The sequence below is a fragment of the Paenibacillus sp. RC67 genome, from assembly GCF_030020805.1.
In the GTDB taxonomy this organism is placed as follows: domain Bacteria; phylum Bacillota; class Bacilli; order Paenibacillales; family NBRC-103111; genus Paenibacillus_S.
Map to the genome: position 1 here is coordinate 804,784 of NZ_CP125098.1, position 19,830 is coordinate 824,613.

General features: G+C 47.7%; 19 protein-coding genes. 13 read left to right on the plus strand and 6 right to left on the minus strand.

Annotation, left to right across the window (positions count from 1 at the left end):
* Positions 1-4: 4 nt before the first annotated feature.
* Both QMA13_RS03740 and QMA13_RS03745 read left to right on the plus strand, forming a co-directional pair.
* Entirely contained in the window at positions 5-718 is a 714-nt protein-coding gene (locus QMA13_RS03740; RefSeq protein WP_282939596.1) for a PadR family transcriptional regulator, read from the plus strand.
* Between the two features lie 98 nt (positions 719-816).
* On the plus strand, positions 817-1,185 hold the full coding sequence (locus tag QMA13_RS03745) for a DUF6547 family protein (RefSeq protein ID WP_282939597.1): 369 nt from the start codon (positions 817-819) through the stop codon (positions 1,183-1,185).
* Positions 1,186-1,318: 133 nt separating this feature from the next.
* Here QMA13_RS03745 and QMA13_RS03750 read toward each other — a convergent pair whose 3' ends face one another.
* The gene (locus tag QMA13_RS03750; protein WP_282939599.1) at positions 1,319-1,927 is read right to left on the minus strand and encodes a transglutaminase-like domain-containing protein; all 609 of its coding nucleotides are present in this window, start codon (positions 1,925-1,927) and stop codon (positions 1,319-1,321) included.
* A 332-nt stretch (positions 1,928-2,259) separates the two neighbouring features.
* On the opposite strand from QMA13_RS03750, the gene speB (QMA13_RS03755) reads away from it, so the two are divergent.
* Entirely contained in the window at positions 2,260-3,234 is a 975-nt protein-coding gene (speB, locus tag QMA13_RS03755) for an agmatinase (RefSeq protein ID WP_282939600.1), read from the plus strand.
* A 123-nt stretch (positions 3,235-3,357) separates the two neighbouring features.
* Here speB (QMA13_RS03755) and QMA13_RS03760 read toward each other — a convergent pair whose 3' ends face one another.
* On the minus strand, positions 3,358-3,960 hold the full coding sequence (locus tag QMA13_RS03760) for an ANTAR domain-containing response regulator (RefSeq protein WP_282939601.1): 603 nt from the start codon (positions 3,958-3,960) through the stop codon (positions 3,358-3,360).
* 344 nt (positions 3,961-4,304) lie between these two features.
* Between QMA13_RS03760 and speB (QMA13_RS03765) the strand changes: the two genes are divergently transcribed.
* Genes speB (QMA13_RS03765) through QMA13_RS03795 form a run of 7 tightly spaced genes read left to right on the plus strand, consistent with a single transcriptional unit; the run spans position 4,305 to position 12,275 of the window.
* Complete coding sequence (gene speB / locus QMA13_RS03765; protein ID WP_349254194.1) at positions 4,305-5,288, plus strand: agmatinase; 984 nt, start codon at positions 4,305-4,307, stop codon at positions 5,286-5,288.
* A gap of 26 nt (positions 5,289-5,314) precedes the next feature.
* Positions 5,315-6,952, plus strand: coding sequence for an ABC transporter substrate-binding protein (locus tag QMA13_RS03770; RefSeq protein ID WP_282939603.1), 1,638 nt, complete (start codon positions 5,315-5,317; stop codon positions 6,950-6,952).
* A gap of 21 nt (positions 6,953-6,973) precedes the next feature.
* A complete protein-coding gene (locus QMA13_RS03775) occupies positions 6,974-7,948 on the plus strand; it encodes an ABC transporter ATP-binding protein (RefSeq protein ID WP_282939605.1) in 975 nt (324 codons plus the stop codon).
* 42 nt (positions 7,949-7,990) lie between these two features.
* Positions 7,991-9,028, plus strand: coding sequence for an ABC transporter ATP-binding protein (locus tag QMA13_RS03780; protein ID WP_282939607.1), 1,038 nt, complete (start codon positions 7,991-7,993; stop codon positions 9,026-9,028).
* A complete protein-coding gene (locus QMA13_RS03785; RefSeq protein WP_282939609.1) occupies positions 9,021-9,971 on the plus strand; it encodes an ABC transporter permease in 951 nt (316 codons plus the stop codon). The genes QMA13_RS03780 and QMA13_RS03785 overlap by 8 nt, the downstream gene beginning before the upstream one ends.
* 22 nt (positions 9,972-9,993) lie before the next feature.
* Positions 9,994-10,926: an oligopeptide ABC transporter permease gene (opp4C, locus tag QMA13_RS03790; RefSeq protein WP_282939611.1), complete on the plus strand. Its 933-nt coding sequence runs from the start codon at positions 9,994-9,996 to the stop codon at positions 10,924-10,926.
* Positions 10,927-10,979: 53 nt separating this feature from the next.
* Entirely contained in the window at positions 10,980-12,275 is a 1,296-nt protein-coding gene (locus QMA13_RS03795) for an MFS transporter (RefSeq protein WP_282939613.1), read from the plus strand.
* 65 nt (positions 12,276-12,340) lie between these two features.
* Here the strand turns inward: QMA13_RS03795 and QMA13_RS03800 are convergent, their stop codons facing one another.
* Positions 12,341-13,735, minus strand: a complete 1,395-nt coding sequence (locus QMA13_RS03800) for a sugar porter family MFS transporter (protein WP_481858129.1) — start codon at positions 13,733-13,735, stop codon at positions 12,341-12,343.
* 396 nt (positions 13,736-14,131) lie between these two features.
* On the opposite strand from QMA13_RS03800, the gene QMA13_RS03805 reads away from it, so the two are divergent.
* From QMA13_RS03805 to QMA13_RS03815, 3 genes are all read left to right on the plus strand, one after another.
* A complete protein-coding gene (locus tag QMA13_RS03805) occupies positions 14,132-14,326 on the plus strand; it encodes a hypothetical protein (protein ID WP_282939617.1) in 195 nt (64 codons plus the stop codon).
* 594 nt (positions 14,327-14,920) lie between these two features.
* Entirely contained in the window at positions 14,921-15,598 is a 678-nt protein-coding gene (locus QMA13_RS03810; protein WP_282939619.1) for a DNA-3-methyladenine glycosylase family protein, read from the plus strand.
* 17 nt (positions 15,599-15,615) lie between these two features.
* Complete coding sequence (locus QMA13_RS03815; RefSeq protein ID WP_282939621.1) at positions 15,616-15,924, plus strand: MGMT family protein; 309 nt, start codon at positions 15,616-15,618, stop codon at positions 15,922-15,924.
* Between the two features lie 80 nt (positions 15,925-16,004).
* Here QMA13_RS03815 and QMA13_RS03820 read toward each other — a convergent pair whose 3' ends face one another.
* The 3 genes from QMA13_RS03820 to QMA13_RS03830 are packed head-to-tail and all read right to left on the minus strand — an operon-like array spanning position 16,005 to position 19,793.
* On the minus strand, positions 16,005-17,348 hold the full coding sequence (locus QMA13_RS03820; RefSeq protein WP_282939623.1) for a response regulator transcription factor: 1,344 nt from the start codon (positions 17,346-17,348) through the stop codon (positions 16,005-16,007).
* On the minus strand, positions 17,323-18,810 hold the full coding sequence (locus tag QMA13_RS03825) for a sensor histidine kinase (RefSeq protein ID WP_282939625.1): 1,488 nt from the start codon (positions 18,808-18,810) through the stop codon (positions 17,323-17,325). The genes QMA13_RS03820 and QMA13_RS03825 overlap by 26 nt, the downstream gene beginning before the upstream one ends.
* Entirely contained in the window at positions 18,807-19,793 is a 987-nt protein-coding gene (locus QMA13_RS03830) for a substrate-binding domain-containing protein (protein ID WP_282939626.1), read from the minus strand. Before QMA13_RS03830 ends, QMA13_RS03825 begins: the two co-directional genes overlap by 4 nt.
* Positions 19,794-19,830: the final 37 nt, after the last annotated feature.

Below are 19,830 nucleotides of genomic sequence, written 5' to 3' on the forward strand. Positions count from 1 at the left end.
ATCTATGATGAGATTTTATCAAGGTCGTCATAAAGAGCGTAAAAGCTTTGGGCATGAAGACGTATACCAGGAGAAGTTTTTGAGGCACCGTCATGGCGGATCGAGAGGTGGCTTTGGGGGACGGGGTGAAGGCAAACGTCGTTTCTTTGAGCGCGGGGAGTTCAAATTTGCTCTGCTTGAGTTATTGGTTTTGGAGCCCATGCACGGATATCAGTTGATCAAAGCTATGGAGGAGAAGACAGGTGGTTTGTATACCCCAAGTGCAGGTTCTATCTACCCTAATTTGCAGCTGCTAGAAGACATGAAGCTTATAGGCAGCAGCGAAACAGACGGTAAGAAGCTGTACCATATAACAGATGAAGGATTGACATCTCTTCGCGATAGAGAAGGGGCAGAGGCGAAACGGGATGGTGACCGGTGGGAACGACATGGACGGCATCGGCAGCCAGGTGTTGGGGGGAGGAAAAGTGATTTACGTGGCTTTATGAAGGAATGGTCCGATGTCATTTATTTAATGGCTAGAGCGGCAGAATCGGCACAGGCTGACCCCAACTCGAAGCAGGCCACACAATTTCAAGAACTCATGGCGCAGTTTCAAAACGGTTTGAAAGAAGTCTTGGCTTCCTCAACTCAAAGCACGGATGAAGCAGTGACATCTTCACCAGAAACGGATTCATTAACGGACGACAACCGAGTCAACGAAAAAGAAGTTGAATAACTAACGCTGAACGGTAAACAAGAGCTGAAGAGCAACAGGTCGACGTTAGGAAATATATGTGGTTTAAACTATCTTTCAAAAAAAAGGATATAGCTAGGATGATAGACAAGAATTCAGTAGAATTGTATAAAGCGTTCATAGACGATTTAGTGGACTTGCGACCTGGGGTGCTGCCTCGGCGGATAATGGGCAGTGGTTGGCCTAAGACCATTGAAACAGAAAAAATTAATAAGGTACTCGGTGAGTTAACAAAAGAACAAAAAGAGATATTTGCCCTAATTACTGAGATTGCTCGAGATGGTGGAATTCATGATGTCATTATGTATCTTACAGATCAAATGAATTTAGAGGGTCTTGAGCTTATTAGGGATGGAGTTAGGATGGCCTTTGAACCATTTGGTTTTGAAATGTATTATGATTGGGTATGCCGAAGAGAAGGGAACGCATGGCCTGACGTAAATAACTAAAATGATTGGATATGTCATCGCTGTGAGGAACGGGGAACTACAGATGAATAGGGTGATGAGGCTGCCGATAGGAACCGGTGATCTCATCACCCTATTTCAACGATCGATCTTGCGATGAAAATATGAAGGAATATCACAAGTCGGTTGGGAGACGGTTGAGATACATAGTCAGCACGTCGGTATTGTTGGCGAGGGTATCCATTGTTTTCGCGTTCGGCTCGGCGTAGATGACAGGATAGTCGATTTCTTCGTAATGAGAACGAATGGGAAAAGCAAGCTTCTCCTCGGTCGTCGAGAACTCAGCCTGCACGCCTTCCTTGTTGCCGTGGACGTCGAGGCGTATCCATCGTTCAAGTGAGCTCAGATAAACGGCGTTTAAGGCGTGAATGCAATAGCCGGTATCCGGGGTGTCACCTAGAGTCAGCTTTTGATAGCAGAATCCAGTCGGGACGCTCAAGCTGCGGAGGAGTGCGGCCAATAAATTGGATTTGGCGTAACAGATGCCTTGGCGATGCTGGAGCACTTCCGATGCTGTTCTAGTAACTAGTGAGCCCTGGATATCCCAGGAGTGATCGATTTCATCCCGCACAAATTCAAAGGCGGCTTTAACAATAGTCTGTTCGTCATCGTATTCCCGCTTAATTCGCTGAGCGGCAGCTTGAATTGCCGGGTGGCTAAAGTCGATAATATCGGATTCCGTTAAGTAATCCGTCATTTGATTGGATTCGCATAAGAGATTCACAGCTTAAAGGCACCTCCCTGAATAGGGCTGTATTTTAATATAATGTTATATGCGTGTTACTTAATATTGAATAACTATGAATTATTTTGAATATTTTGTCAATATAAAAACAGAAGAAAGAAGTTTTTGAAAAATTCATTGACTTTACGGAATGTTGGTGTTAATTTAAGTTACATAGACCACAACAATTAAATAGTTCAAGCTTGCCAATATCGTCAAGCTTGAATCGGCAATAGGGCCGCTTTCTTTGGATAAAAGAAGGCGGCTTTTTGAGCGTGGATATGCAGTTGCAGGGTTAATGATGCTAATTATTTTGGGTGGAGGTGTTGTTGATGTATCGACCGATATTTGAAAAAGGGAAGCCGGGTTTTGCGGGGATTCGCACGTTTATGCATTTGCCTCATGTACAGACATTAGAGAATGTTGATTATGCAGTAATAGGGAATACGTTCGATACTGGTGCGGGCTATGCTGTTGGAACGCGATTCGGGCCATCGGCTATTCGGGAAATGTCTCAAAGGATTCGACCGACGAATCCTGCTCAAGGCATTGATTCCAGCGAGTATTTATCTGGGATTGACTATGGAGATTTGACGGTCTATCCGGGATATATTGAACAAAGCTATGAGGTGATTCAAGAGCAGCTGGAGCCGATATTTGAGAAAAAGATCGTGCCGGTTATCCTGGGCGGTGATCACTCGATCTCTTACCCGCATGTTCTAGCGGCCTCCAAGACCTATGGTCCGATCAGTCTGGTTCATTTTGACTCCCATTCGGATGCATGGAAGCCTATGGATGAGAGTCGGCCTTATTCTCATGGAAGTATGTTTTGGCATGGGGCTCAACAGGGTTGGATCGATACAGAAAGCTCTATTCAAATGGGGATGCGGGGGTGCTCGGGTCTTACACATTATGAGGAGACGAGAAAGCTCGGTTTCGATTTATTAACAACGGACCAGGTGAAAAAGCTTGGCGTAGAGGCGCTGTGTAGCCGGATCAAACAGAGGGTGGGAGATAAGCCGGTATTTTTGACCTTTGATATCGATTTTCTTGACCCGGTATTCGCTCCTGGCACAGGAACTCCGGAAGTCGGTGGTTTCACGACTTATGAGGCGATTCAAATGTTGCGTGGGCTTGCCGGTCTGAATATTATTGGCTTTGACCTGGTTGAAGTATTGCCCGATCGCGATCCGACCCGGGTTACTGCACTGAATGCAGCGCATATCGTTTATGAGGTGATTACTCTGCTTGCTTTAAATAAACGGAATGCGTTGGAGGGTGCTGCAGCTGAAGTAGTAACGGGGTAAGAAGTTACAACGTGATAGAACATTATAAAACAAGCTCTTCGCGCTTATCCTTTGTAGGATAAGCGCGATTTTTTATGAGGCGGACGAATGTGAGCTGGATAAGCGGAGTGCTGGCACCATTTTTTATTGAGTGTAATCGTATTTTTTGAGATGGGGGGAGGCTGTGTTTTTGGAAGAGAGGTTGTTCGTTCTCAGAACTGCTTGGGCTACTTCGATCAATTTTTTTCTTTCGTTCATAGCTTGAGTGCGCATCATCTCATAAGCTTTAGTTTCACTAACATCATTAAGCTTGCTAAGCATGAATTTTGCGTCGTCCACCAGCTTTTTTTCCTCGAATTTGGATGCGAGAAAGCTGTACTCTCGTTCCAGGTGCAGTCTTCGTTGGAAGCTTTTGATTCCGAGTAATAACGACCATTGCAGTTCGTTGTCGTTCATGCCGCAGCAGAGAATACCGTCTACTTTGTCATGAGGAGCTGTGGTGGCCGGTTTGCGTTCTTCGCACCACCAGAAGAGGGGGAGGACAAAGCGGGAATTAGCTTCGTGAAGCCAGGGCTTCAATCGGCATGCAGGGACGTCCAAGACGACAATTTCGAACTTGCGCTGCTGCAAGGAGGCGAGATTACCGGCTTCGATCGAAGTTACCCAGTAGTCCAGCTCCTTCAATCTTAGATCCACTCGGCACTTGGTCGTCGGAATGTCGTGTAGGTGTAAAATCCGGGTCTTCATGCATGATCACCTCGATTTTAGATTATGAAGTTGAAAAGAGTCTTAAAGGTTATGAGTGAGGTATATGTTAATTATTGAAGAAAAAAGCCTGAAAAGTCAATATTTATTGTTAATATAATGTTATATAATTTAACAATAAATACGATGATCTATATAAATATAATAAAATATGTTATGTTAGTTGACATTAAGGTAACCTTGATCTATAATGAATATATAACAACTGCATAGTACACATCCATCCATCAGGGATGGTTTGTATAGGCAAAGAGGCCGTTGAATCTAATCAACCGGCCTCTTTGTGCTGTTTTTAGACCTAAATAATAACAAGGGAGTGTGGAGTTATGATGTACCGTCCGCAAATTGAAATGGGAAGACCTTTATTTTCTGGAATTCATACGTTTATGCACCTTCCGCATGTTCAGACTTTAGAAAATGTCGATTTCGCAGTTATCGGTGTTCCATTTGATACGGGAGTCAGCTATGCGGTAGGTGCCCGTTTCGGTCCTTCGTCCATTCGCACGATGTCGCAGCGCATTCGTCCTATATCTCCGGTTCACGACATCGACATTTCCGAATATTTATCAGGCATCGATTATGGTGATTTAACCGTGTACCCTGGTTATATCGAGCAGTCGTATCAGGCCATCGAAGAGCAGCTGACACCTGTATTTGAAGCAGGGATTGTGCCGATTATGCTGGGCGGCGATCATTCGATCTCTCTTCCTCATCTAAGAGCGGCAGCCAAGAAGCATGGCCCGGTATGTCTCGTTCATTTCGACTCCCATTCGGATACGGGGCGTTCCAAAACCCCGGAGCGGATGTGGTCGCATGGAGCGGTGTTCAGCTACGCTATGGACGAGGGCTTAATCGATGCGAAGCACTCCATTCAAATGGGGATGAGGGGCAGCACCTTTAAGCCGAACAATCTGGCGGATGCTAGAGAAATGGGCTTCGAGGTTCTTACAACCGATGATGTTCGCGAGTTAACGATTCCGGAGCTTTGCGCGAAAATTAAGGAAAGGGTTGGAGACAGGCCTGTGTTCCTGACCTTCGACGTGGATTTCCTGGATCCGGTCTATGCGCCGGGAACAGGCACTCCGGAAGTAGGAGGCTTCACGACATACGAAGCGCAAAAAATGCTTCGTGGGTTGGCGGGAATCAACTTTATCGGCTTCGATCTGGTTGAAGTGCTGCCAGATCGAGATGCGAATCAGATAACAGCGTTGAATGCTGCGAATATCGCTTTTGAATTTGTATGCTTGCTAGCGGTGAGACGACGTATGGACAGTGTGTTGGCTGCCGAAGATGCGGTAACCGTAGGCTAGAAGAGAACAAAGAGGGGGATGAGCCGATGAAGAAGACATACAAGACATGGAGCCTTATATCACTCGCTGTACTGATGCTCGCCGGCTGCAGCAAACCATCCGCTACGGAACAAGGAGCCGCAGCCTCAACAGGCAGCACGTCAGGTACTGCAGCAAGTCAAATTACAGTCGGGATAACGAATCCGCCGTTAATGTTTAATCCGATTGATTCTGACGGCAGCGGGTCGAGCGGGGCAGTATTCATATACCGATACTTTTTCGACTCATTGGTTAAGACAGTAGGTCCCTTGGATTTCAAAATGGCCTTGGCGGAATCCTTCACTACGGAGGACAATCAAACCTATAAGATTACGATTCGCAACAACGCGAACTGGACGGACGGTAAGCCGGTTACCGCTCAGGATGTTGAGTTTACGATTAATCTGATCGTCAATCCAAAGACTGTCACTACACAGCGCTCCGCCATATTTGCCTTGGACGGCTTGAACGAGAAGGGCATGCTTCCAGCAGGCCAGGAGAAGATTTCTTCGATCAAGGTCATTGACGACAAGCATTTGGAGCTAAAAACAGCCAGGCCGGTCGATCCTAATCTGCTTTATGAAAGGTTAACCGATTTGCTCATTGTTCCCAAGCATGTATTGGAGAGTGCTGATCCGGCAACCTTGAACCAAAATCCCTTCTGGAGAAATCCGAATGTGACTTCGGGTCCATACAAATTCGTTAAGTATGAGAACAAAGCTTATGTGGAGCTTGCAGCTAATGAAAATTACTACCGGGGAGCTCCGAAGATCGCCAAGGTGTTTGTCAAAATTATGCCTGCCTCTAACATGGTCGCCCAACTGCAATCCGGTGAGCTCGATATGAATGCTGCTCAAGGCTCGGGCAATATACCGGCATCCGAATGGAAGACGGTAAAAACCTTCGCAAATCTTAGAACAGAAGAGCAGCAAACAAGACGGTATAACTCCATCGAAATTAACATGGAGCGTTTCCCGGATAAGAAGGTGCGGCAAGCCCTTGCCTATGCCATCGACCGTCAGATGATCGTCGATCAATTGATGCCGGGAGCGGGAGAGCTGCAGGATGGTCCCTATTCCAATTCGCATCCTTACCACGATAAAAATGTGAAATCCTACGGATTCGATCCGGAGAAAGCGAAGCAATTGCTTAAGGAAGCAGGCTTCGATATGAACAAACCCATTGAATTGATTGTGCCGACCGGAGATAAGACAAGGGAAATGGCGGGCAATATCATTCAGCAAAATTTTCAAGCGATTGGGCTGAAGGTTAAGCAGGTTAATTTTGATTTCCCAACCACTGTATCTCGACTCGTCAAAGGGGATTTCGATCTGACCTTGAGCAGCTTCGGCAGTCTGATGGACCCTGACGGTCCAGCTACGGTATATCGTTCCACGGCAGCACTGAATGATATGAGGTATAAAAGTAAGACGGTCGACGATCTGTTCAATCGGGGAATGAATGAGACGGATAAAGATAAAAGGTTCCAGATTTATAAAGAGCTGCAGAATACGATTCAGGAGGATGTTCCGTTAATTACCGTGTACTCCGAGTACAATCTGATCGCGATATCCAAGGCTATCGAGGGTAAAGGTGGCGTGACGGACGGGATGCATTACAGTGTCAACGAATGGTACCGCAAATAACGAAGAACATGAGGTGAGCACATGAAGGAGCTATTGGAAGTTCGTCAGCTTCGAACGTCATTTCAAACCGAGTCAGGAGAGGTAACCTCAGTCGATGATGTCAGCTTCTCGCTGAAGCAGGGAGAGACCTTAGGTATTGTAGGGGAGTCAGGATGCGGTAAAAGCGTGACCTCCTTATCCATTCTGAAGCTTCTAGGACGTAACGGCAGCATCAAGAGCGGAGCCATCTTGTTCCAAGGCAAAGATCTTGTCTCTATGCCCGATAGCGAGCTCGGTTCTCTTCGCGGCAAAGATATCGCCATGATCTTTCAAGATCCAATGTCTTCGTTGAATCCGGTATTTACGATCGGCAATCAGCTCACGGAATCGCTCCGAATCCATTTGAAGCTGCGCACCAAAGAGGCCTGGCAGCATGCCGTCGGATTGCTTAAAGCCGTCGGATTTCCAAGAGCTGAGGAAGTGATGCATCAATATCCTCATACCATCTCGGGAGGCATGAAGCAGCGCGTGATGATTGCAATGGCGCTAGCCTGTAAGCCGAAGCTGTTGATAGCGGATGAGCCGACAACGGCGTTGGACGTTACCATTCAGGCGCAGATCCTGGAGCTGATGAAAAAAATCCGTGCTGAGTCCAACACCTCTATCATTCTCATTTCACATGATCTAGGCGTCGTGGCCGAAATGGCGGACCGAATTATCGTCATGTATGCAGGACAAGTGGTCGAGGAGGCCGAGGTCTATGAACTGTTCGAGCGCCCTATGCATCCTTATACCATCGGATTAATGAAGTCCATACCCCATTTGGAGATGGAGGAGGAGGAGCTGCAGTCTATACCAGGCGCAGTTCCCTCCCTGCTCGATATGCCGGAGGGATGCCGCTATCAGGCCCGCTGCTCCATGGCTTCCGAGATGTGCAGGAATGCTCCGCCGTTGGTTGAAGCTGCTCCGGGACATAAGGTGAAATGCTGGTTTGCCGGTGTTGGGGAAGTGCAATAACACTATGAATGAATCACATTCCAATAATGGAGGGGAACGACGATGCTGACAACCGGTAGCAGTGAAGCAGTACCGCAGGAGCCTCTATTGCAGCTGAGAGGGGTCAAAAAATACTATCCAATCAAACGGGGCGTTTTCTCGCGAACGGTTGGTCATATCAAAGCAGTAGACGGTATCGACTTGGACGTCTATCCAGGAGAAACGGTGGGTCTTGTCGGTGAATCCGGCTGCGGGAAATCGACCCTGGGCCGCAGCATTATAAAGCTTGAGGAGCTTACCGAAGGAAGCATTCTGTTCCAAGGACATGATCTTGCGCCGATGGGCTTAGCGAAGATGAGGTCCCTCCGCTCGGATTTGCAGATGATCTTCCAAGACCCTTATTCCTCGTTGAATCCGCGCAAGAGAATTGTTGAATTGATGACAGAGCCGTTGAGGACATTGACCGGTGTGAGCGAGGCAGAGGCGGTTCGCCAGGCGGCTGAGCTGATGGAGCTTGTAGGCTTATCGGCACAAAGCTTGGGAAAATATCCGCATGAGTTTTCCGGAGGTCAGCGCCAGCGGATCGGAATTGCCCGAGCGGTGGGTCTGCGGCCCAAGCTTATCGTCTGTGACGAGCCGGTCTCGGCGCTGGACGTATCGATTCAGGCTCAAATATTAAATTTGATGAAAGAGCTTCAGCAGCAGTTTCGTTTAACGTATTTGTTTATCGGACACGGGCTCGGAGCGGTGAAGTATGTGAGCGACCGGATTGCAGTCATGTATTTGGGCAAGATCGTGGAGATTGCCCCCAAGAAACAAATTTTCACGATGCCGAGGCATCCGTACACAAAAGCTCTTTTGGATGCCTATCCTGCACCTAACCCCGCAATGAGAAATGCACAGCGCATTGTGCTGGAGGGAGATGTGCCAAGTCCGGCCTCGCCTCCTCAAGGATGTCGATTCCATACGCGCTGCCCGATAGCTCAGCCGATCTGCAGGGAGCGGGAGCCGGGCTTGACCGCAGGCGAGCATAGAGTGGCCTGTCACTTCCCTCTCGGTGAATCCGAAACGGTCGGATCGGAGGAGCGCGTTTATGCTTAATTATCTGATCCGGCGGCTGTTAATTGCGATCCCCGTTCTGCTAGGTGTTACCTTCCTGAACTTTATCATTATTAATCTCATCCCTGGGGACCCTGTCGATATGTATGTCAACCCCGATGTGTCTGAAGCAGATAAGGCGATACGCCGTGAAGCGCTGGGCTTGAACGATCCGTTCATGATTCGTTACTTGAAGTGGCTGCTGAATCTTGCTCACGGAGATTTAGGTCACTCGTTCAGCTCCTTCCAGCCGGTGGTCAATCTTATTTCGGAGCGTATCGGCCCCACATTGATCTTGATGGGAGCTTCGATTGTATTCGGTTATTTGATCTCCATTCCTATTGGTGTTTACTGTGCCGTCAAAGCCAATTCCAAGTTCGACTATTTCATGTCGGCAAATTCATTTCTGTGCGTGTCGATACCGAGCTTTTTCCTTGGACTTGGCTTGATTTATGTGTTCGGTGTGCTGCTGGGTATTCTTCCAACCGGAGGTATGAGCACGATGGGAGGAAGCGGAAGTGTTTGGGATACTGTGCTTCATCTCGTTCTTCCAACGATTACCCTCGGAACGTCCATTGCCGGAGGAATGGTGCGATATGTGCGCTCTAGTGTGATGGAGGTGCTAGGTCAGGATTATTTACGAACGGCAAGAGCCAAAGGGGTTAAGGAATTCTTTGTCGTCAACAAGCATGCGCTCAAAAATGCGCTTATTCCCGTCATTACCATTGCTGGCCTAGACATCCCGATATTGATCGGGGGAGCTGTCATTACGGAAAGTATTTTTCAGTGGAACGGCATGGGGCAGCTCACCATTCAAGCCATTCTCTCCCGCGACTTTCCACTGCTGATGGGAATTAACATGCTGGCTGCACTGACCGTGCTGTGCGCCAATTTATGGTCTGATATGATGTACGCCGTTGTCGATCCGCGTATTAAGTACAATTAGGATGACTGGAGGGAGAAACCTTATGTCTTCGATGGATATGCAAAAAGAACTGACCGCGGCAGAAGCTCTGCCTTCGCTTCTCCAAAGCCGATCCCCCGAGTTTGTTTCCGACAGTTATGCCAAAATCATTATGAGGCGATTTTTGAAGCATAAAATGGCGGTGGTCGGCTTAACTGCTCTTGCTCTGTTGATCTTCATTGGTATTTTTGCCCCGCTGCTTGCACCTTACAATCCCAATGCAATCGGAAAAGCTTTCTCCGCTGCGCCTTCCTCCGAGCATTGGCTCGGAACGGACCAAGTGGGGCGTGATGTGCTGAGCCGATTAATGTATGCGACCCGCGTGTCGCTATCGGTGGGGGTAGTAACTGTGGCCCTGTATGTTATGATAGGTACGGTGATCGGAGCCATTGCCGGATATATGGGCGGTTGGGTAGATATGGTAATCAATCGGGTGATTGATGTGTTCATGTCGTTTCCGAGCTTGATGGTTATTTTGGTGCTAGTCACTGTACTTGGTACCGGATTATCGAATATTATAATAGTATTAGCTTTGCTCGGTTGGCCTTCTGTCGCTAGGCTCGTCCGAGGGAGTGTACTGTCCTTACGGCAAACGGAATATGTCAAGGCGGGTATTGCGCTTGGCCTAAGCACGCCCAGGCTTCTATTCGGGCATATCCTCCCTAATGCGTTGGGACCGATTCTCGTTAATGCGACATTTGGTGCGGCTGCGGCTATTTTATCCGAATCTTCGCTTAGTTTTCTTGGTATGGGGGTTCAGCCTCCGACGGCCAGCTGGGGCAATATGTTGAATGCGGCTCAGTCGATTACGGCACTGACGAGTCAGCCGTGGCTGTGGATTCCTCCAGGGCTCATTATTATCGTATCCGTACTATCGATTAATTTTATCGGTGACGGTGTAAGGGATGCTATGGATCCGAAGAAAATTAACACTTAACGGGGAAGGCTCAGGGCCGGCGACGACTTTACAATGATAGTGGTGGGAGAATAATGAATGTAAAACAAACTTCGTCTGCAGTAAGGTCCGTTATGCAATCTTTTCCTAGAGATGCGCTGTTCTTCTTAACGGCAAGCTTCGTGAATTCTACCGGGAAAGCGGTCATGTGGCCTTTGACCACACTATATGTGCATAATGTAATGGGGAAATCGTACGGAGAGGCCGGACTGATCGTCCTCTATCAAGCGTTATTCAGCGTACTCGGGGAATTCGTAGGCGGTAATCTGTACTACAGAATCGGACCCAAAGCGATGATCTCCGGTTCTTTTACACTCTCGTCTCTAGCTTTATTCGCCATTGCTTTTACAGACAGCTGGCCGATCTATATTATGCTCGTCTGTTTACTTGGCTTCACCAACGGAATCTCGATGCCGTCCATGAATGCTTATGTAGGCTTTCGGTGGAAAGAGCATCGGCGTAAGCTGTACAACGTGATGTATGTATGCAACAACTTCGGCCTGTCTATTGGCGCTATGGTCGGAGGGCTTATCGCATCGATCTCGTTCAAGCTGACGTACCTGCTGACAGGAAGCACTACGCTGTTGTTCGCGGTCTTCTTGTTCTTCTTTATGAAGGAAAGCTACGCCCCGACATTTAGTGATACATCGGTATCGGAAAAAGAAGAGCACAAAGGTATGACAGCTGCAAGAGCGGAAGTCGTCCAGTTGAACCGCGGCCAGCTGCTTCGCAACATTAAGCTGTACTTGTTTATATCGATAGGCTCGATGTTCTTCTGGCTTTCTTTCACCCAATGGTCCACAGGAGTAGCTCCATATATTGAAGAGCAAGGAATGGATTTGAAGTTCTACAGCTTACTATGGACGGTCAATGGCATTGTTATTCTTGTCGGGCAGCCCTTTACGAGCTGGATTAAAAGAAGATTCGCGCAAAATATCGTCAGGCAAATGCTGATCAGTGCATTGTTCTCTGTGTCGGCGTTCTCCTTCATCTTATTTTTCCACGAGCTGTACATTTATTTAATTATCGGAATGATTCTGGCTACGCTCGGTGAAATGATGCTGCTGCCGGCCATACCGACCTTCTTCTCAGAGCGGTCTGGAGTCCATGCACCATTTTATATGGGCCTGGCAGGCGGCTTCGCTAACGTCGGAAGAATGATCGGACCTCTCATGTTCGGCCATGCTTTTGACCTATGGGGAATAGGTTCTGTGTTCTTCTTGGGCACACTCTCATCTCTGGCGGCACTAGTGATGTTCTATATTCATTCGAATATGAACAAAGATCCCGATCCGGTGCCGGAAGTGAAGCTAAGAACATTGACGCACTAAATGCAATAAGCTGGGTAGAAAAAATAGACCGACTCTTTAATGAGATCGGTCTATTTCCATTTGGTTTAAGCTTTCTTAGCAGGCCAAAGCGTTTCGATTTCCTCGAGCGATTTGCCTTTGGTTTCAGGCACTACACGCCATGTGAACAGGACAGTGATCAAGGACATGACGCCGAAGATCCAAAAGGTCATTGCAGGTCCTGCTGAGTTAAGCATTGGAGGGAACGATTGAGAAACGACGTAATCAGCGGCCCAAAGTGCCATAGAAGCTATTGCCGTAGCTCTGCCGCGGATTCGATTCGGGAAAATTTCGGACAACAGCACCCATACGACAGGTCCGAGCGAGACGGCAAAAGCCGCGACATATAACAAAATGAAGATAAGGACAATTGGTCCGGAGGTGTGTCCCGTATGGAAGGCGATACCTATAACCGCAAGACAAAGGGTCATGACAGAGGAGCCGACGAGCAGCAGCGCTTTGCGGCCTACTTTGTCGATTAACCACAGTGCGAGAATCGTGAATAGGAAATTGATTAAGCCTACTAATATCGTTTGGACAAGCGACGCATTCGTACCGGCACCGGTTTGCTTGAATATTTCTGGAGCATAATACATGATGGCATTAATCCCAGTAACCTGCTGTAGAACCGCTATCGTCACTCCGACGATAAGGGCAATCCGCAGACCCGGACGGAACAATTGGCGGAGGGAGGTATCCTTTTCCTGCTTGAAGCTTTCTTTGATATCTAACACTTCTTGGCGAGCAAGTTCCTCACCGTGAATCTTCAGCAGGATAGGAAGCGCTTCTACCGGTCTGTCTTGTTTGATTAACCATCTTGGACTTTCCGGAACGAAGAAGAGCAGCACAAGGAATAAGAATCCTGGAATAGCACCGACACCGAACATCCAACGCCATGCAGTTGATATATTCCAAGCTTCATCTCCTGACCCGGCAATGCCGGAGTTAACGAAGTAAACGAGGAAAATCCCAGTAACGGTTGCAAGCTGATTCAATGCCACCAGACGGCCGCGATATCTCGCCGGTGCAATCTCTGCGTTGTACAGAGGACACAAGGTGGATGTGATTCCGATCCCGAGACCTCCGATCATGCGAGCGATGATGTATCCGGTGAATGTATCCGGAATGGCCGATCCTATCGATCCTATGATAAAGAGGATAGCGGCTGCGATTAGCACCTTTTTCCTGCCAAACTTGTCACTGAGGACCCCAGAGCTTGCAGCCCCGATAATACAACCGATAATAAGGCTCGATACGGCCCACCCGACCTGTATTTCACTCAAGTCGAAGCGGGTTTGCATAAAGCCGATAGCACCCGAAACGACAGCGGTATCAAATCCAAATAATAATCCGCCTAAAGCGGCTACAATCGAAACGAGCGTGACGAACTTAATGCTTCCCTGTGCTGCTGGTTCGTCCGTTTTTGTTGTGGTCATTTCCATAGGAATGCTCCCCTTTCTGTCTTACCTGCCTTGCGAACGAGTTCATTATAGCACGCGTAAGAACACGGGAAGCGGGCAATCGTCTTCACTTATTTGTGTTGTTCCTGCACATATTTTGTTCTAGTTTTTTAAGTGGATGTAAAAAGGGGGAGGTAGCACATATTTGTTTTTTGAGGGGTGAAAAAGTGCTTGGGGTGGGGAGATAACAACAACGAAAAAAAATATATTAGTCACGTGCTACAATCACAGCACAAAATAAGTGTGTTATGAGAGAAATGGAGTTATTCTGTATTAAGGCACAGTTACATCCTGAGACAGCAGCATACATAAATTCGAAAAGAACCATGATTTGGGAATTGATAGCCAATATGCTGAGTTACAAAAAATTAACAATTAATGGGTGATGTTTTGTCTATAAAAAAAGCTATGAATCAATATTTCTCATTAAGGGAAGAAATTGCTCAGGCAGGATGGGACTTTTTATTTAAAACATCATTTGATAGAGATGCAAACTCTCTTATTTATGTTGGGGAGGTCTATGAGGATGAGTACATCTCCTGGCAGCCAGTAGAAAGAGAAACACTTCTATGATTTCGAATCACTGGAGGAGAACTTAGGTATCAAGATCCATCCATCTCTTATAGAATACTTTAATTCATATTAGTTTGCTGATTTAGATGGATTTATTAACGACAACTATATAAAGCTAGAATCTGTATTACCTATAGCAGCTATGGAATCTTATAGAAACACTCTTATGAGATATAAAAGTAGTCACAACAACAAACTTGAGAACATTCCTTTAGGGATTGAGGGAAACGGGCTTATCGTCGTGGTTGATAATGAGGATGGTACTGTTAAATTAGAGGACTTCGAGAGAAACTCATACGAAATCATTTCACAGTGTGTTGAACAATTAATTACAACTTTGCGGTTAAAAAGGTGATAAATTTGAATGTTCACTAATGTTATTAGTTTTATCAATAGGTAAATTCCATAAATTAAAAAAACATGAGTCTACATGATGTTCAGCAAGTGGGAATTGCTTGAAGTACGCTTAGGTCGGCAATTATAATAAATAGAAAGTATGTTCGATTACTTAGCGTCTCTTATGAGAACGTTTTTGGAAATGGATAGGCTTGATGTTGATTAAATCTAATTAGATCTTTGGAAATGAGGAATCCCATGACATCCTTATTTGAATTACATACAGACGAGCCTAGGATACGTCAGTTATGCCTTCAAGACAACAGATTGGCAGAGCTGGTTGAAGCGGTTGGCTCAATAGCCGTGCCGAGACGTACGGATGGTTTTGAATACTTGGCCAAGTCGCTAATCAACCAACAGCTTTCGGTCAAAGCGGCAGCAACAATCTGTCAACGCGTGGAGCAGCAGTGCGGCGGGATCACACCGGATTCCATGCTTGCTGCTTCGGAGGATATCTTGCGTGGCGCGGGGGTCTCCAGGCCCAAGATAGGTTACATCAAAGGACTTGCCCAGTCGGTTAAGCAGGGAGACATCGACTTTGCCGCCTGGGACGGGATGAGCGATGAGGAAGCCATCGATGCTTTGACGAAGATCAAAGGAATTGGCCGGTGGACGGCCGAAATGTTCTTAATTTTTTACATGGGCAGGGACAATGTATTATCGATGGGAGATGCAGGGCTTCGCCGTGCAGCGTTGTGGCTCTATGAAGGGGAGAAAGGGAACGGTGCCGCCATGTTGGAGCAGCAGAGTTTGACTTGGGACCCGTACCGCTCGATTGCCTCTTTGTATTTATGGGAAGCTATTAATCAGGGACATGTTGGTGCAGGAGAGTATAAGCAATTTCGCGAGAAGCTCATAGAGCAGCAGCGTGAATAAGGGAGAGGGTGTAGGGGATGACTCCTTTTACCGAACAGGTTATTAAGGTGATTAAAGGAATACCGGAAGGGCATGTGATGACCTACGGGCAGATTGCGGAATTGGCCGGAAGCCGGAGAGCGGCGAGGCAGGTCGTACGGATTCTTCACTCATCCAGTAAGAAATACAACCTGCCCTGGTACCGGGTCGTCAATGCCAAAGGCGAGATAGGGCTTCAGGAAGAGGAATCCAGATTCATACAAATCATGCACCTGCAAAATGAAGGGATTACGGTGGATGATCAAGGTAAACTGGATCTGCCCCGTTGGCAGTTTCATCCTGAATAGCTGGAATGCGAGGGGCACCAGCTTCAATTAATATACACCGTTGATAATTAAGGGCATGTAGGATCCATTTGACTGAAATTTTAGTTTCCTTGCCCACGAAATTCGGTCGGTGTCATTCCGGTCACTTTTTTAAAAACCCGGCTGAAGTAGTTAGGGTCTTTGTAGCCAACCTCGAAGCAAACCTCTTTGAGACTTAATTCATTGGATGCCATTAGCTCTTTGGCCTTCGCGATTCTAAGTCGGGTAAGGAAATCGATAAAGGTTTCTCCTATATGCTGCTTGAACACCTTGCTGAAATAGTGAGGGTTGAGATGAACGACATCAGCTACTTCCTCGAGCGAAATATCTTCGGCGAATTTGCTCTCGATGTAGCTTTTGGCTTTATCGAGGACATGGATTGTTTGTTCCTCGCGCTCCTCTCGAATACGCTGCAGGGCAGATAGAACATAGGATCTATGCTCTGCAGTTTCTCCCTGATAGCTTTGAACGCTCAAGTCATAGCCTCCGGCTTGCTTCGTCAGCTCCGCAAACAAGCACACTTTACCGCCTTGCTCAAAATAGGTTGAAGCAAACACAGCTTCAAAGTAAGATTTACGCAAGCCTTCGACATCCGAATGAGTCGAGCCGATGCCGATGGAGACTGTAAGCTCAAGCTGGCGCTCTGTTAAAGCGCTCAGTCTCTCGCCGTATTGCCTCAAGACAGAATACCAATCTGCGTCTTGTATTGCTGACGTTTTACTCAGAAACACTGCCATGTGCCTGTCGATGAAGGAGCTGACAAGAGAAGGTCCTGCAAAGTGAGACTTGGCGAAGCTGCGGACCGTATCGTAAATTTTTTTCTTATCCTGCGAATAAACAAGCTCAGAGAATGCAATTACTATTGAGCAGCCTTGATCCATGGGGAAGTCAAGCCATTCTGACAGCAAGGGGGCGCTTGCTCCGAGTACTTGATCTACCATAAACATGAGAGCTAGCTCATTCTCTACGAGCGGCTGTAGCTGAGAAACCTTATCTCTAAGTCGCAGGTCTTCCGTCCGTTTTATCTTTTCCTGATCCAATTCCTGTACAAGCTGCTGCAGAGTCTGGACGACTTGCTCCCGCCGGGCCGGCTTCACAATGTATTCCTTCACGCCGAGGGTTAGAGCTTCTTTGGCGTAAGAAAAATAATCGTATGCAGTGACGAGCACCATCTTCGTTTCTGGAAGCAGCCTTTTGATTTCTTTAAGTGCATCCAGGCCTTGAATGCCAGGCATGTTGACGTCCATTAGCACAATATGAGGACGAAGCTCTTCGGCGCGTTCAATAGCCGTCCTGCCGTTCTCGGCATGGATGATTTCGAACTGATCCGGCATCATACGTTGAGCGATCCATTCCAGCCCTTCACGCTCCAAAGCTTCATCATCGGCTATCAACAAACGATACATCGGTCGATTCACTCTCCTTTCCATCGGGTATACGGATAAAAATGCGGGTTCCTTCCCCCGGCTTGCTTTGTATATCTACCAGATCACTTCGTCCATAAAATAGTTGGAGACGTTTAAACACGTTCGCCGTGCCCAGTCCCGTAGACGGTTTTTTCATTTGCTCGGATGAGTCCCCTACAGCGGGTTTTACTCCGCCCTCCAGATGGAGAAGTCTTTGCCTAGTCTCTTCGTTCATCCCGACACCGTTATCCTCCACGGAAAGGCGGAGGCCCTCTGTATTCCTCCGAACGACTATGCGAATCACAGCGCCTTGCTCCATGCTCTCAATGCCATGCAAAAACGCATTTTCCACTAAAGGTTGAATTGTTAGTGCGGGTATCGGTGCCGGAAACGCGGACGAATCGATCTCCATCTCGAAACGAACGCGATCGCGAAAACGCGCCTGCTGGATGGCGATATATTCTTTGACATGGTCGAGCTCATCCTTGAGTGTCACTGGCTGATCTAGTCTGCTTAAGTTATAGCGCAGCAGATTAGACATGGAAACGATAAGGTCGCTCGTTTTCTCCGCTCCTTCAATCAGTGCCAGCTTGGAAAGCACATTGAGCGTGTTGAATAGAAAATGGGGCTGAATCTGGCTTTGCAGTGCCTGCAGCTCTAGCTCCTTGACGAGTCGGTCCTTTTCGAGGCTTTCCTTATCCTTTTCTATTAAAATAGACAAGTCCGTCATCATTTGCTTGAACGTTTCTGACAAGACACCTAGCTCGTCCTCCGAACGAGGGGGTGCGGAGTCTGTGGCTAACTCAAGCTGACCCTTGGAAAAATGCTGAGCCATTCGAACGAGACGTCGAACGGGTCCGGTAATACTGCCGGATATCCATAAGGCAAGCCCGATCCCAAGCAATGTGTTGATAATAAACACGGCAGCTCCGAGCCGGTTCATCCGGCTGTTTTCCTCTTGCAGCTGCTTGAAGACGGGTTGATAGGAGCTCAGCTCCAGATCGACGAGGCTTTGTCCTGCCTCGCGGATAAACCCGAGCGTAGCTTCTGCTTCTTCATAATGGCTTAAAGCGGGAGCAGGAGAATGCTCCAGTGAGGAAGCGAGAGATGCCTTCTCCTGCTCTATCAGTGTGTCGAGCATATGAATATAGCTCGTTAATTCCGAAGGATGAAGTGAGGATGGCCATTGTGTCGATAGCCCTCCGCGAGCGGCTGTCAGGTTGGTTTGGCTGCGTTCAAGTTCGGTCGAGTCGGCTCCTTCAGGATTCAATAAGTACCCATACAAGGCCTTTAAAGATTGCTCGGCGGCTTGACCCGATTGCTTGTACTGCAGCATCCGCTCCATCATCCGATCATAGCTGGTCTGAACGATCTTCTCGCTCTGAAAGACGAAGAAGGTCACCGCATTAGCCATAAGCACCAGCAAAGGGATAAAGATTAGCAGCTTGGTACGTAATGTCATCGGCAAGCTCCTCCCGCGGAGCCGCCCAAGCTGTTTGCATCAAGAACCGTGGCAGGGATAAAATGCTGCTTCTCAGGAGCTTGGCCGCTCCAATATTGGTTTAGCAGCATAACGGAATCATATCCAATCTTGTATGGCTGCTGAACGATGGAGGAAGCTATTTTACACTGACGGATGCCATCTACCGTCTCTTGAAGATCATCGAAGGAAAAGATTCGTAGATCATTCCGGCTAGCCCGTTCGGCTGCTTTCATTATGCCTATGCCGTCCAAGGCGCTGAATCCGACCATGATCTGTATCTGCGGATGCTTTGCCAGCATGTCGGCTGCTTGCTGCTCAGCCTGGAGTCGGGAAATATTGGAGGTTCGAATTTCCGTAATCGTAAGGTTGGGGTAATAGCTAGTCGCCTCTTGAAACCCTAACAATCGCAGCCTTTGACTATCGGCTGAGCTTCCGATAAGAACGCCGATGCGGCTTGCGTCCCCAACCTTTTGTTCGACAAGCTCACCCATTCGTTTGCCTGCTTCCTCATTGTTCGTTCCGACATAAGACAGCCGGCTGCTCTCCGGTTCGTCGGTATCTACGGTAAGGACAGGGATACCTTGAGCTATCGCTTTATCAATCCACTGCTTATATTGCGGTTCCCCAAGACCTTGGAGCAGAATAGCATCCGCCTTGGCTGCAATCGCCTTCTCCAGCAGCTTTGTCTGTTCGGCCGGATTGATGCGAAAGGAGCCGGTATATTCCAGCTCCCAGCCATACTGCTGCACAGCGGCGCGGGCTCCCTGTTCGACGGATCTCCAGAAGGGGTTATCCAGCTCTTGTGATATGAGGACAATGTGCCGCGGGGATATTTCCGACACGGCTGACGGCAGCTTGACCAGCTCGCGAATCCGTAACGTAGAGAACAAAAATTGCAGCAGTAGGCAGATGAACACAAATGTAAGAACTAGTAGGCCGATATACCATCTGCGATTTGACATGCTTGCCTCCCAAGGCTTCTATTTGACGATAAAACAT